Below are 12,474 nucleotides of genomic sequence, written 5' to 3' on the forward strand. Positions count from 1 at the left end.
ACTAATACAACTATGCGGGGTACCGTTCAGGCCGGTCGGTTCGGTGTGCGGGCGGTCGCCGCCTAGCTCACCGCGATGTCCAGCGCTTCGATCGGCTCGTGCACCGAACCGTCCGGCCGATCCACGTAGAGCGCCTCGATCTCGACCGCGTACTTCTCGGCGATGGGCTTGCGGCGCAGTTTCATGGTCAGGGTGATCTCGTCGCCGCCCGGCTCCCAGAAGACGGGCAGGATCGTGAACCGCTTGACCTGCTCGACCCGCGACAGCGTCGCGTTGCCCGCCGCGACGCCGCGCGCGATCGCCGCGATCACGCCCGGGTCGGCGGCCAGCGCGGCGGCCGAGGAATCCGGCAGTCCGTGCTGTGCGGCATAGGGTGCCGCGGATTCGGCGTCGAGCACGATGAGCGCGGTGGTGAACGGCCGCCGGTCCCCGATCACGGCCAGCGATCCGACCAGCGGCGTGGCCGCCTTGACGGCGTTCTCGATATTGGCGGGAGACATGTTCTTGCCCGCCGAATTGATGATCAATTCCTTCTTGCGGTCGACCACCTTCAGGTAGCCGTCCGCGTCGACGGTGATGATGTCACCGGTGTGCAGCCAGCCCTCGTCGTCGAGCGCGTCGGCGGTCTTGTCCGGTTCCTTGCGGTAACCGCGCATCACCAGCGGTCCCCGCACCAGGAATTCACCGTCCTCGGCGACGGCGCCCTCGAGCCCGGGCAGTAGTTTGCCGACGGTGCCGAGGCGCGCCTGCTGCGGCGGGCTGACGCTGGCCACGCAGGTCAGCTCGGACATGCCCCACACCTCGGAGATCGGGATACCGAGCCCGAAGAAGAAGCCGAGCGTCTCCGGCGGCACCGGCGCGGCGCCCGACATCGCCCACTTCACCTGGTCCAGGCCGAGTTTCGCGCGCAGCTTCGACAGCACAGCGGCATCGGCGCGCGCCCATTCCTCGGCGAGGGCGGGATCGAGCGACTCGCCGCGCAGCCGGGCCTCGGCCTTGCGGCGGGCCGTGTCGAGGGCCCACTGCAGGGCGGCTTTGGTAGTGGGATCGGCCTCGTTCGCGACGGAGAACTCGATCGCCGCCTTGAACTTCTCCCACACCCGCGGCACGGCGCCCCAGATGGTGGGGCGCACGTCGAGCAGCGCGGCGGGCAAATGGGCGCGATCGGGGACGGCGGTGATCTGCGTGCCGAACACCTCCTGCAGATACAGCGCGGTGAATCGGTCGGCCATGTGCGCGGTCGGCAGGTACGAGGTCTGGCGGTCGCCGAATTCGACCGGCAGCACCGAGGCGAACGCGCGCGCCTCGAACAGCAGATTCTCGTGGGTGATCTCCACGCCCTTGGGGTTGCCGGTGGTGCCGGAGGTGTAGCAGAGGGTGACGATGTCGTCCGGGCGCACGGCCCGCCAGGTCGCCTCGAAATCGAAATCGGCGGCAGCCGAGGCCATGAGTTCGGTGACGCCGAGTGTTCCGGCGGGCGCGCCGTCGACGCAGACGATGGTTTCGATCGGCGCACCGCAGCTGCGAACCCGCTCGACGTACTGTTCCTCGCAGATCACCACCCGGTTGCCCGCATTGGTGAACACGTACCGCAACTGGTCGGGGGAGAGCGTGTTGTACACCGAGAACGAGGTGGCGCCGGTGTGCTGCGCGCCGACCTCGAGCGGATAGAACTCGACGCGGTTGCCCATCATCAACGCCACGGTGTCGCCGCGCCCGACGCCGAGCGCGCTGAGTCCGCCGGCGACGGCACGGACCTGGTCGGCGTACTCGCGCCATGTCAGGCTTTGCTTCCCTCCGATCGATCGGACGGCCACGGCGTCCGGATCGATCGCGGCCACGCGCTGAAAAGCGGCACAGGAGGTGTTCGGTTCGGTCATTTCGGTCTCACTCACGACGCCCGGCACTGTGCCTCGACGGTAGGTCGCGCCAGCGGTCACGCGCGGACTTTCCCCGAATCCTGTTCTCGGACAATCCCATTCCGACGTCGCGAAGCCGCCACACCCGCCTCGGTACGCTGGATGACGTGACCGAGCGCAAACCGCCGGATCTGACCTTCGAATCGTGGATCGACAAACAGGTCCGCGAGGCTACCGAGCGCGGCGAGTTCGACAATCTGCGCGGCGCGGGCCGCCCGATTCCCGGAGCAGGCACCCCCGTGGACGAGAACTGGTGGTTGCGCGATTACCTGCGGCGCGAAGGGGTGCGCGCCGACGGCATGCTGCCGGACTCGCTCGTTCTGCGCCGCGATGTGGAGCGCATTGAGGAGACGGTGGCCGAATTCGATGCCGAGCGTCAGGTTCGCGCCGCGATCGCCGAACTCAATCGGCGCGTGGTCCGCTATCTGCGGGCGCCGACGCCACCGCACGTGCCGGTCGGGCCGGTGGACGCCGACGCGGTAGTGGCTCACTGGCGTGCCGACCGCGCACCCGCGCCCGGGACGTCGTCGTCTGCTGCTCCGCGGCGTGCGCCGGAGGCCGCGAGTCCGCCGCCGCGCCGGTGGTGGCAGCGTTTCCGCCGCTGACGTCCGCCACCCGCCTCGGGATCGACAGTTTTCACACCGGTTGCGCGTGTGCCGATCCGCAGCGCGGCACCGATGGCGTCGAGCGCGGTGAGGTCGGCAAACCCCGCACCGGTCGCGTCTGTGGCGATTGCAGCGCGGCATCGTCGTCGCGGACGGAACACTGTCCGGCGTCGTCGATTTCGGCGAACTCTGCGCGGGCGATCCGGCCACCGGGGTATCGCGGCAACCCGTCGGCGCCCGGGTGGTACGGGATGCGCCGACCGCGCCCGGGTCAGCGTTTCGCTTCGGATTCGAGACGCTGAATGTGTGTGGCCATGGTGGTGTCCCGGTCGAGCCAGGCGTCGGTTGCGGTGGCGAAAAGGCCGCGGAGCAGTGAGAACGGTACCCAGCGTCGGGGTTCGACGATGCGGGCCGCTCGTCGTTCGATACCGGCCGCGACCGCGCGTGCGATCTGTTCGGGCTGTACCGGTTTTCCCAGCGGGCCTTTGAAGGCGCGTTCGGCCATGGTGGTCGCGGTCCGGTTGCCGCCGAGCGCGGGGCGGGCGAGGGGTGTGACGACCCAGCCGGGAAGCAGGACGCCTGCGCGAGCGCCGGTGTGCACGAGCTCGGCTCGCAGCGAGCGGCCGAACATTTCGACCCCGGCCTTGGACGTGGCGTAGGCGGAGTTGGCGAGTCCGTTCATGAACGCGTAGATCGACGCGTTCACCAGGACGTAGCCGTCGTTGCGGACGACCTCGTCCAGGCAGGCTTTGACGGTGCGCCACACGCCGAGCAGGTTCACCTCGATGACCTTTTCGTAGGCCGCCACGTCGGCGGTGGCGACGGTGACCGGCGGATCGACGGCGATACCGGCGTTGGCGAACACGACGTCGATGCGGCCGAAGCGGGCGACCGCCTGATCGGCGGCCCAGCGCATCCGCGCGAGGGAGGTCACGTCGGCGGTGACCGCGAGCACCGCGTCGCGCCCCAGCTCGGCGGCGAGAGCGTCGAGGGCGGCCTGGTCCAAGTCGACGAGGACCAGCCGAGCTCCACGGTCGAGCAGTTCGCGGGCACAGGCGGCTCCGATGCCGCCGGTGGCGCCGGTGATCAGGACGACTTTGTCTCGCAGGCTGTAGCGGCTCATGATTCGTTCTCCGGGTGAGGTCAGCGGTGAGAGGCGCTGAGCGTGAGCGTTCGTTGCCTCTACTCTGGTACTTCCCAAGTGATCTCGGCGGGAGTCTTGTCGATGCGCAGCCCCCGCCAGCTGGGATGACGCAATCCCTCGGATGTGGCCTCGCGATATTCGATATCGGCGACCAATTCGGGCTCGACCCAGTGCGCCGCCGCTGCCACCGCGCGCGGCGGCGGCACATCGAAAGGCGTATCGGGACGGGCGATTTCGTCGAGGCGGGCGCGCAGGCTGCGGCGTTCGACGAGTGTCCATCCGGTGCCGACGTTCCCGATCGGCACCAGCCGCCCCGCCGAATTGTGTGCTCCCAGTATCAAAGAGCCGAATGTCTTGGCGAACGGGCCATTTCCCGGCAACCATCCGGCGATGACGGCTTCGGCGGTCTTCCGGAACGGCGTCTTGATCCAGTTGCGCGTCCGCTCGCCGGGTTGATACGTGGAGTCGAGGCGTTTGGCGACCAGGCCCTCTAGCCCGTTCTCCGCCGCGGCCGCCGCCAGCGTCTCGGGATCGACGTCGGTCCAATAGGGCGACAACTGGATCGGCGGGCGGGCGAGGTCGAGCCGCGCCAGCAGTTCTCGCCGCTGCGAGTACGGCACGGCGACGGTGGCGTGCCCGTCGAGGGCGAGCAGGTCGAAGATCATGTAGAGCACCGGAACGTCGTGGATCAGCTGCGCGGACGGCGTCTGCACGTGCATGCGTCGCTGAAGCCGGGAGAACGACGGTGCGCCGCTCGCTCGCTCCGGCGCGACGATCTCTCCGTCGATGGTCACCCGGTGATCGCCTGCCGCGGCGGCGACGGCGGCGGCGATCTCGGGGAACGAGCCGGTGACCTGTTTGCGGTTGCGGCTGTAGAGCTGACACGTCCCTTCGGCCGCCGCGGCGATGGCGCGCATGCCGTCCCATTTCATCTCGAAAGCCCAACCGTCCGGGTCAGCGGGCGGTCGTCCGGAACGGGCCAGCATCGGCGGCGGCGCGGACACCACCGATACAGCATATCTTCAGCAAATAGTTGCTCGAATAATTCAGCAGGCGGACCAATGGCCCTGGCGCGGCGCGTGGCTCCGGGGCACGGTGGTTGGTAGCCGGGTATCGGTGCTCCACGGTGAAAAGAGGGACGGCATGGACATGACAATGGGAAGTGTGGATGTCTCGGCCGCGCCGGTCCCCACCTCACCGTTGCTCGAGCGAGTTCGGCAGGGGGTTATCGGTGAAGGCGCGGTCTTGGACGGACCCTATGGTCGGCGCCGGATCACCTACGCCGACTACACCGCCTCGGGCCGGTCGCTGGATTTCCTCGAAGACTTCATCCGCGGGCAGGTGTTGCCGCGCTACGCCAACACCCACACCGAGAGCTCCGGCACCGGATTGCAGACTTCACTGCTGCGGCAGGACGCACGCCGGATCATCCACGACGCCGTCGGCGGCACCGAGAACGATCTGGTGATCTTTTGCGGGTCCGGGGCCACGGCGGCGGTAAACAAGCTGGTGGGCATTCTCGAGCTCCGCGTTCCGTCCGGGCTGGTCGAGCGTTACCGGTGGGACGGGAAGATTCCCGATGCGCAGCGACCGGTGGTCTTCATCGGTCCCTACGAACACCACTCCAACGAGTTGCCATGGCGGGAATCCATCGCCGACCTGGTGGTGATCGACGAAGACGCCGACGGTCAGATCGATCAGCGACAACTCGAGCAGCGGCTGATCCACTACGCGGACCGGCCGTTGCGCATAGGTAGCTTCTCGGCCGCCTCGAATGTCACCGGCGTCTTATCGGATACCGACCGGATCGCCGCCCTGCTTCACGAGCACGGCGCGTTGTCCTTCTGGGACTTCGCTGCTGCCGGTCCCTACGTGCCGATCCGGGTGCGGGAGAGCGCTCCCGGTCGTGGCGACCACAAGGACGCGATCTTCCTCTCGCCGCACAAGTTCGTCGGCGGACCGCAGACTCCTGGCGTTCTGGTGGTCCGTCGTGAGTTGGTGCGCAACGCCGTGCCCACCGTGCCGGGCGGCGGCACGGTGGCGTTCGTGGACCCGATCGGGCACCGCTACCTGGATGATCCCGTTGCCAGGGAAGAGGGCGGAACCCCGGCGATCATCGAGTCGATCCGTGCCGGTCTGGTCTTCGCGCTCAAAGACGCGGTCGGTACCGACCTCATCGAGCAACGGGAACAGCGGCTGTGGCGTCATGCCTTCGGCCGGTGGCGCGATCACCCGAACATCGATATCCTCGGCCACCCTCGTGCCCGACGACTGTCCATCGTGTCCTTCCGCGTCCGGTCCGGTGTGGATCGCTACCTGCACCACAACTACGTCGTCGCGCTGCTCAACGATTTGTTCGGCATCCAAGCTCGCGGCGGCTGCTCCTGCGCTGGCCCGTACGGGCACCGGCTCCTGGCGATCGATGCGCAGAATTCGGCCGCCTACCGAGACGAGATCGCCCTGGGTTGCGAAGGCATCAAACCCGGCTGGACACGTGTCAACTTCAACTACTTCATTTCCGACACCGTGCGCGACTATCTGATCGAGGCCGTGGAACTGCTGGCCTCGTTCGGCCACCGTCTCCTCACCGACTACGTCTTCAGTCCGGACACCGGCCTGTGGCGCCACCGCGAGGGGACCCACCAGCCCCCGCTGCGTCTGGCGGACCTCTGGTACGACAGCGCGGGCGCGCTGCACTATTCGACAGACCGCGAGACCCTCGACGAGGACGCGTTGGCCGAACACCTCCGTACGGCCCGCGCCCTGTTCGAGGCACGCCCCGATGAGGTCCCCGACGGTTCCACCGGCCTCCCATCGCATTTCGAAGCGCTGCGCTGGTTCCCGCTGCCGCCGCAATGCCTGGCGCCCGATTCTCGGTGAAGGCTGGTGCGCACCCGGGTGGATCAGTTCGCCACCATCGGCGGCATCGTCGGGTTCTCCTGCTCGACGATCTGTTCGGCGCGGTGCCGGATGTGCTCGAGGTATCCGGTGCCGGTGAGGACGTAGAAGCGTTCCTCGCGGATCGCCTCCACCACCAGGTCGCCGACGCCGCGCGGATCGAGGCCCTGCTGGAACGCCTGCCTGGCCGCGTCGATCGACCAACCACTCGGGCGCGGGCCGACCCGTGGATATCGCGCCGGGCGATTGCGTTCGGACATGTAGATACCGGTGTCGACCAGTCCGGGGCACAGCACCGAGACGCGCGGCCGGTATCCGCCGTCGACGAGTTCGAACTGGACGGTTTCCGAGAGCGCGACCACCGCGGTTTTCGACGCCCCGTACACCGAGCCGCCCGCGATCAATCCGGCGATCGACGCTGTGTTGACGATGTGCGCCTGCTCGCCCTGCTCGATCATCACGGGCAGAAACGTGCGGATGCCGTGCACCACGCCCATCAGATTGACGCCGAGCACCCACGCCCAGTCGTCGAGCGTGCTCTCCCAGCTGGGCTTGCTGCCCGCGAAGACGCCCGCGTTGTTGCACAGCACGTGCACGGCGCCGTAGGCGCGCAACGCGGATTCGGCCAGGCCGGCGACGTCGCCGGGTACCGACACGTCGGTGACCACGGGGTGCACGTCGGCGCCCGCGTCGCGCAGCTCGGCCGCGGTGGCGCCGAGCGCGGCTTCCTCGATGTCGGCGAGCACCACACGCATACCCGCCGCGACGAACGCTTCGGCCATCCCGCGCCCGATACCACTGCCGGCGCCGGTGACCACGGCGACCTTGTCGTCCAGATTGTCCACTGTTCCTCCGTATCGATCGATCCGGGTAGAGGTCACCAGGCTAGGGAAGTGCCGCCCATCGAACATCGCCCTGCGGGCCGATGTTTTTCCTTGTCCGAGCCGTTACTGTGAAAGTGGGTGGGAGTCCCTTTCAGCGCGGTCGGCGATCGGCCGTGCGCGCCACCCGAACTGCTCCGGGCAGCCCGCGGGAGAAGGAGATTCGGTGCGCAAGATCTACGTCGTCACGCACCCGGAGGCGACCCATCACGTCGACCGGGTGGTCGGCGGTTGGTACGACTCGCAGCTCACCGCGGCGGGCCTGTGCGCCGCGGCGGCTATCGGCGAGGCACTGCGGGCGCGGATACCCGAGGACGCCGATGTGCGGGTGTACTCCTCGGATCTGCTGCGCACCGCGCAGACGGCCGAAGCGATCGGCGAGGCGTTGGGCGTGGCGCCGATCCTCGACACGAGACTGCGCGAGAAGTCCTACGGCGAGGCGGGCGGACGGCCGCAGGCGTGGCTGGATCGGCGATTCGTTCCGCCGCCCGCGGTCGGCGAACGTCTGCGCCACGACGAGGGCATCGCGGGTGCGGAGACCAAAATGTCTCTGGCGCAGCGCATCTACGCCGCGATGGGAGAGATCCTGGACAGCCCCGGCGAGCACCAAGTGATCGTGACGCACGGCGGCGCAATGACATTCGTGGTGGCGGCGTGGATCGGGATGCCGATCGATTCGGCGGGTTACGTCGCCTTCCGAGCGGCGTCGGGCAGTATCACCGTGCTCACCGAGGACGACTTCTTTCACAACCGCGAGGTATCGAGCCTCGGTGACACTCGCCATCTCGAGGTAGCGGCGTCGCGACCTTCTCCGGTGCCGGTTTCGACGACATCCTGCTGAAGGCGATGACGAACCCGCCGCACCAGCGCAGGATCGGTCGGTGGTCCAGTTTCGGTCGGGCCCGCATCCTCCGGGCAACCGCCGAAGCCCGGCGAATCTCGCTTCCGTCAACGCGGCCCGCCCTCGACCCGCACGGCGTACATTTCCGATCATGGACACGGTCGAGCTGAGCGCACCGGACGGCCCCCTGCCCGCGCTGATCGCCCGGCCTTCGGGTGCGGGTCCGTGGCCGGGCGTCGTCGTTGTGCACGACGTGCTGGGGTTCGGCCCGGATCTCGAGGGGCACGTGGCGATGCTCGCCGAGCACGGCTACCTGGCGATCGCCCCCGATCTGTTCTCGCGCGGCCGCGCACGCTGTATGCGGGCGGTGATGCGCGCATTGTGGTTCACCGGCGGCAAATCCGACGCCGACGCGGTCCCGCTGCGCGACATCCTCGCGGCACGCGATCGCCTGGTGGCCGATCCGGCGTGCACCGGCCGCACCGCCGTGATCGGTTTCTGCATGGGCGGCGGGTTCGCGCTACTGACCGCACCCCGCGGCTTCGACGCGGCGGCCCCCTTCTATCCGGGCCTCTACGGCGACTACCGGACCTTGCTCGACGGCATCTGCCCGGTGGTCGCCAGCTACGGCCGCCTCGACCCGTCCCTGGTCGGCGCACCCGCCAAGCTGGAGCGCACGCTCACCGAATTCGGTGTCGCCCACGACATCAAGACGTACCCGGGCGTCACCCACGGCTTCGCCAACACCTTCCCCGGCGACCGGCTGCTGCGCGTCACCGGGCTCGGCTACAACGCCGACGCGACCGCCGACGCCTGGCGTCGCATCTTCGCCTTCTTCGAGACCCACTTGGCGGATCAGGAGAACCCGCCGTCGCGGTAACCGCCGAGATCGAGCCCGCACGATCACCGCTTGCCTCGCACACCTTTCACACGCCTCGCAAAGCTTGTGGCCTGTGCGAGGCGTGCGGAAGGTCTGCGGTAGCGCACTGGTTCGCGCCACGGCTTGCGGACAACTCCGTGGTCTCGCCGCGATCAGTGCGGCAGAGGAACCCCCAGTAGGCCGTGCGCGCCGTACCAGACGGGGCCGAGGTTGAGCCGCTCCGGATAGCGGGCGACCATGTCGTCGAAGAACTGCTGTGGCGTCGGCTTGTCCGCGAGCAGCTGTTGTGCGTCGCGCAGGTATCGGCGAGTCTGGTCGATGATGCTGGGATCGTCGGGCAGATCGCGGTTCTTGTGTCCGGCCACCACCGCGCGGGGTTCGAGCGACTCCACGATATCGAGTGCGGCAAGCCATGATTCGAATCCGCCACCACCCGTTTCCAGCAGCATCTGGTGCACTCCGTTGTAGACCACGTCGCCTCCGACGACCAGGCCGATCGAAGGAACGTGCAGAACGGTGGTGTCGTCGGTGTCGGTGTGGCCGACTTCGACGGCGGTGATCCGATGACCTTCCAGCTCCAATCCCTCGGCCGGGATCGGCTGGTAGACCAGGGGAGTGTCGGGAATCAGGCCCGGGAAGTCGGAATCCCAGAAATACTCCCGAAGCTCGACATTCTTGCGCATTATTTCGATGGTTCCTTCGGTGGCATACGGAATCGCGCCGGGGAATCGTTCGAGCAGTTCGCCGGTGCCGAACCAGTGGTCACCGTGCCCATGGGTCGCGTAGATATAGGTCAGCTGTTTTCCGAAGCTCGCCACCCATTCGCCGACCTGCCGGGTCTGCTTGCGGGTGAACGGCGGGTCGACCAGCACGGCTGTCTTTTCGCCCATGATCAGCGTCGAGGCCAACGGGGACGACACGATGGGCCCGCCGTCGGGCAGGCGTTCCGGCCGGTTGCGGGTAACCCCGTCGCTCACCAGCACTTCGTAGCGCAATTCCGTCATGATTTGTTTGCTCCTTTCAGTGCAGCTCGCACAGGCTGCTGCGTAAAGTCACCGTGGGTTCAGTCCGGTCAGGAACTGTTCGATGAGTTTCGAGACCGCGAGGGCTGATTCGCGCGGCGCGAGATGGCCGGTGCGGGGGAGTATTTCGAGTTGTGCGCCAGGTATGCGTTTCGCCAATTCCGCGGAGTGGCCACGGGTGAACGCGGGATCGTCGGCGCCGTCGATCACCAGGGTGGGGGCGGTGATCCGCGCCAGGGCGTCGACCACGCTGGTGCGTTCGGCCAGCACCGAGCGCATGGCTCTGGACAGGCCGACGTTGTCGAGGCGATCGATGGAATCGGCGAGTTCGGCGGCGAATTGGGGGTCGTGCCTTCGGGTGTACTCGCCCAGCAACTGAGCCACCACCGATTTGCCTGGGCGGCTGGGAATTCCGATCCGCACGAGCAGCGACAGCACACGATCGCGCTGACGTTCGAGCGGGGACATTCGGCGCGCGCTGGAATTCGACAGCACCAGCGCGACGACACGCTCGGGTGCGGCGAGCGCGACCCGCAATCCGACGAAGCCGCCCCAGGAAAGCCCGAGGATGGCGGCGCGGTCGACACCGGCGGCGTCCAGTGCCTGTACCGCCGCGTCGGCGCATTCCTCCATCGTGAACAGCCGTGGCGGCGAGGGGCTTTCGCCGGTGCCGTAGGGGTCGACCAGCAGCGTTCTCCACCCGAGCTTGTGCAGAACGGAGAGTTGTGTTCCCCAGCCGGTCTGTCCGTCGGTGAACAAACTTGGCCAAAGTAATACTGCGGGACTGTGTTCCGGCCCGGCGTCGTGCACATGAAGCCCGCCGAGTGCGGTCGGCACCACGAGACCGCGGGCCCGTGACGGTGTCATAGGTAGCGCTCGAACCAGTCGAGTGCGGCCCGGCTGCCGGGCTCGTAGCCGTCGAAATAGATGCCGTAGTGGGTGATGCCGGGGATGACCTGGTAGTCGACCACGACGACGCCCGCGTCCTCGAGGATCTCGGCGGCGCGGCGCCCGTTGTCGGGAGTGGGAAACAACTCCTCCTCGCCGGCATCGATGATCAAGGTCGGCACCTGCAACCGCTCGACTTGGGTGAGTGGATCGAAGTGCGCCATGGTGGCCAGGAACGGGGTGCCCTCCGCGGTCGGAAATCGGTCGATGCCCTTGGGGATGGCGTCGGCATTGCCGCGGGCGGTGTCGATCGCGTATTTGCGGGCGAATTCGAAGAGCGGTCCCTGCCCGAGCGAGATGGCGGGCACCTGAACGGTCAAGGCTTTGACGCGGGTGTCGTGGGCGGCGGTGTAGACGGCGATGCCGCCGCCGTAGCTGGTTCCCCAGACTCCGATACGAGCGGTGTCGACGTTGGGCTCGCCTTCGAGGTAGTCGAGGGCGGCAAGGAGATTCGCGGTCCACGCGAACGGGTCGACCAGATCTCGGACGAACCGCACTCGGGCCAGAGCCTCGTCGTTGTCGTCACGTTCGGGGGCGTCGCCGACCAGATGCAGTGGCGATCCGGAGCCGAACCAGCTGCTCTGCGTGAAAGTGAGAGTGATCATGCCCGCGGAGGCGAACAGCGCGGCATAGCGTTCGGCGGTGTGCTTGCTACCGCCCCAGCCGTGACACAACACCACCGCGGGTAGCGCGGCCTCGGAAGGGATGGTCGCCGGGCGGTACACGTCCGCGTCGAGCGGGATGCCGTTGCTCCAGATCGTGGACTTCTCGCGGAGGACACCCTCGGGCATGACCAGCGGTGGATACTTCTGCTCAGCCATGGCTGGCCACCTCGGTCGACGATTCCCAGGACCAGATCTCCCCGAGCACGCTCGTGGCGGTGTCGATGGCTTGGACAGCGATCACCCGCCACCCGGCGGCGGACTTGGCGACTTCGAAATGAACGGCCCAGCGCTGGATTTCGCTTTCGTCCGCGCGGCGACGAGACCAGATCACCTCGATCGCGGCGCCGACGGCGTTGTAGACGGTGACGCGGCGATCGGGCACCACGGTGTGGCTGTAGCCCGACTCGCGCAACGGCGCGAGGTTGAGCTCCAGAAATGCGAGAACGCTGGCGTGATCGAGGCACCAGAACGACTGGTCCGATACGGTCACGTGCATGGGTGTGCCCCAGTAGTCGAGGATGCACTCGGGTCCGTCCGAGGAGGTCCCGGCGGCAACGCCGACCCATCGCGGCAGATAGTCCTCGAAAAACCAACTCGTCACTTCGGCGCGTGTCGCCGAAATCTGGTCGATGGGCATTGCAGGGTCCTTCCACACGGTCGGCGAACGACCG

At 67.7% G+C, this 12,474-nt stretch carries 12 protein-coding genes; 4 read left to right on the top strand and 8 right to left on the bottom strand.

Annotation, left to right across the window (positions count from 1 at the left end; genetic code table 11):
- Nucleotides 1-62: 62 nt before the first annotated feature.
- The gene (gene fadD11 / locus AC3EO7_RS31915) at nt 63-1,880 is read right to left on the bottom strand and encodes a fatty acid--CoA ligase FadD11 (protein ID WP_435593265.1); all 1,818 of its coding nucleotides are present in this window, start codon (nt 1,878-1,880) and stop codon (nt 63-65) included.
- Between the two features lie 146 nt (nt 1,881-2,026).
- Between fadD11 and AC3EO7_RS31920 the strand changes: the two genes are divergently transcribed.
- The gene (locus AC3EO7_RS31920) at nt 2,027-2,524 is read left to right on the top strand and encodes a DnaJ family domain-containing protein (RefSeq protein ID WP_435593233.1); all 498 of its coding nucleotides are present in this window, start codon (nt 2,027-2,029) and stop codon (nt 2,522-2,524) included.
- A 271-nt stretch (nt 2,525-2,795) separates the two neighbouring features.
- Here AC3EO7_RS31920 and AC3EO7_RS31925 read toward each other — a convergent pair whose 3' ends face one another.
- On the bottom strand, nt 2,796-3,647 hold the full coding sequence (locus AC3EO7_RS31925) for an SDR family NAD(P)-dependent oxidoreductase (RefSeq protein ID WP_431965879.1): 852 nt from the start codon (nt 3,645-3,647) through the stop codon (nt 2,796-2,798).
- A gap of 59 nt (nt 3,648-3,706) precedes the next feature.
- The gene (gene ligD, locus AC3EO7_RS31930; RefSeq protein ID WP_435593234.1) at nt 3,707-4,675 is read right to left on the bottom strand and encodes a non-homologous end-joining DNA ligase; all 969 of its coding nucleotides are present in this window, start codon (nt 4,673-4,675) and stop codon (nt 3,707-3,709) included.
- 238 nt (nt 4,676-4,913) lie between these two features.
- On the opposite strand from ligD, the gene AC3EO7_RS31935 reads away from it, so the two are divergent.
- Nucleotides 4,914-6,548, top strand: coding sequence for an aminotransferase class V-fold PLP-dependent enzyme (locus tag AC3EO7_RS31935; protein ID WP_435593235.1), 1,635 nt, complete (start codon nt 4,914-4,916; stop codon nt 6,546-6,548).
- A gap of 23 nt (nt 6,549-6,571) precedes the next feature.
- Here AC3EO7_RS31935 and AC3EO7_RS31940 read toward each other — a convergent pair whose 3' ends face one another.
- Nucleotides 6,572-7,411, bottom strand: coding sequence for an SDR family NAD(P)-dependent oxidoreductase (locus AC3EO7_RS31940; RefSeq protein ID WP_435593236.1), 840 nt, complete (start codon nt 7,409-7,411; stop codon nt 6,572-6,574).
- Between the two features lie 202 nt (nt 7,412-7,613).
- Between AC3EO7_RS31940 and AC3EO7_RS31945 the strand changes: the two genes are divergently transcribed.
- Both AC3EO7_RS31945 and AC3EO7_RS31950 read left to right on the top strand, forming a co-directional pair.
- Nucleotides 7,614-8,288: a histidine phosphatase family protein gene (locus AC3EO7_RS31945; protein WP_435593237.1), complete on the top strand. Its 675-nt coding sequence runs from the start codon at nt 7,614-7,616 to the stop codon at nt 8,286-8,288.
- A gap of 151 nt (nt 8,289-8,439) precedes the next feature.
- Nucleotides 8,440-9,168, top strand: a complete 729-nt coding sequence (locus tag AC3EO7_RS31950; RefSeq protein WP_431965869.1) for a dienelactone hydrolase family protein — start codon at nt 8,440-8,442, stop codon at nt 9,166-9,168.
- A gap of 152 nt (nt 9,169-9,320) precedes the next feature.
- On the opposite strand, the gene AC3EO7_RS31955 is transcribed toward AC3EO7_RS31950, so the two are convergent.
- The 4 genes from AC3EO7_RS31955 to AC3EO7_RS31970 all read right to left on the bottom strand — a co-directional run bounded on the left by AC3EO7_RS31955 (nt 9,321) and on the right by AC3EO7_RS31970 (nt 12,440).
- Complete coding sequence (locus tag AC3EO7_RS31955) at nt 9,321-10,172, bottom strand: MBL fold metallo-hydrolase (protein ID WP_435593238.1); 852 nt, start codon at nt 10,170-10,172, stop codon at nt 9,321-9,323.
- Nucleotides 10,173-10,220: 48 nt separating this feature from the next.
- Nucleotides 10,221-10,949: an alpha/beta fold hydrolase gene (locus AC3EO7_RS31960; RefSeq protein ID WP_431965865.1), complete on the bottom strand. Its 729-nt coding sequence runs from the start codon at nt 10,947-10,949 to the stop codon at nt 10,221-10,223.
- A 104-nt stretch (nt 10,950-11,053) separates the two neighbouring features.
- Nucleotides 11,054-11,959: an alpha/beta hydrolase gene (locus tag AC3EO7_RS31965; RefSeq protein ID WP_431965863.1), complete on the bottom strand. Its 906-nt coding sequence runs from the start codon at nt 11,957-11,959 to the stop codon at nt 11,054-11,056.
- Complete coding sequence (locus AC3EO7_RS31970; protein ID WP_435593239.1) at nt 11,952-12,440, bottom strand: DUF6841 family protein; 489 nt, start codon at nt 12,438-12,440, stop codon at nt 11,952-11,954. The genes AC3EO7_RS31965 and AC3EO7_RS31970 overlap by 8 nt, the downstream gene beginning before the upstream one ends.
- Between the last annotated feature and the right edge of the window lie 34 nt (nt 12,441-12,474).

Source organism: Nocardia sp. bgisy118 (assembly GCF_057708605.1).

Coding starts and splice junctions, on each gene's coding strand:
- fadD11 (WP_435593265.1), bottom strand. CDS start 1,880: ATGACCGAACCGAACACCTCCTGTGCCGCTTTTCAGCGCGTGGCCGCG.
- AC3EO7_RS31925 (WP_431965879.1), bottom strand. CDS start 3,647: ATGAGCCGCTACAGCCTGCGAGACAAAGTCGTCCTGATCACCGGCGCC.
- AC3EO7_RS31950 (WP_431965869.1), top strand. CDS start 8,440: ATGGACACGGTCGAGCTGAGCGCACCGGACGGCCCCCTGCCCGCGCTG.
- AC3EO7_RS31955 (WP_435593238.1), bottom strand. CDS start 10,172: ATGACGGAATTGCGCTACGAAGTGCTGGTGAGCGACGGGGTTACCCGC.
- AC3EO7_RS31965 (WP_431965863.1), bottom strand. CDS start 11,959: ATGGCTGAGCAGAAGTATCCACCGCTGGTCATGCCCGAGGGTGTCCTC.
- AC3EO7_RS31970 (WP_435593239.1), bottom strand. CDS start 12,440: ATGCCCATCGACCAGATTTCGGCGACACGCGCCGAAGTGACGAGTTGG.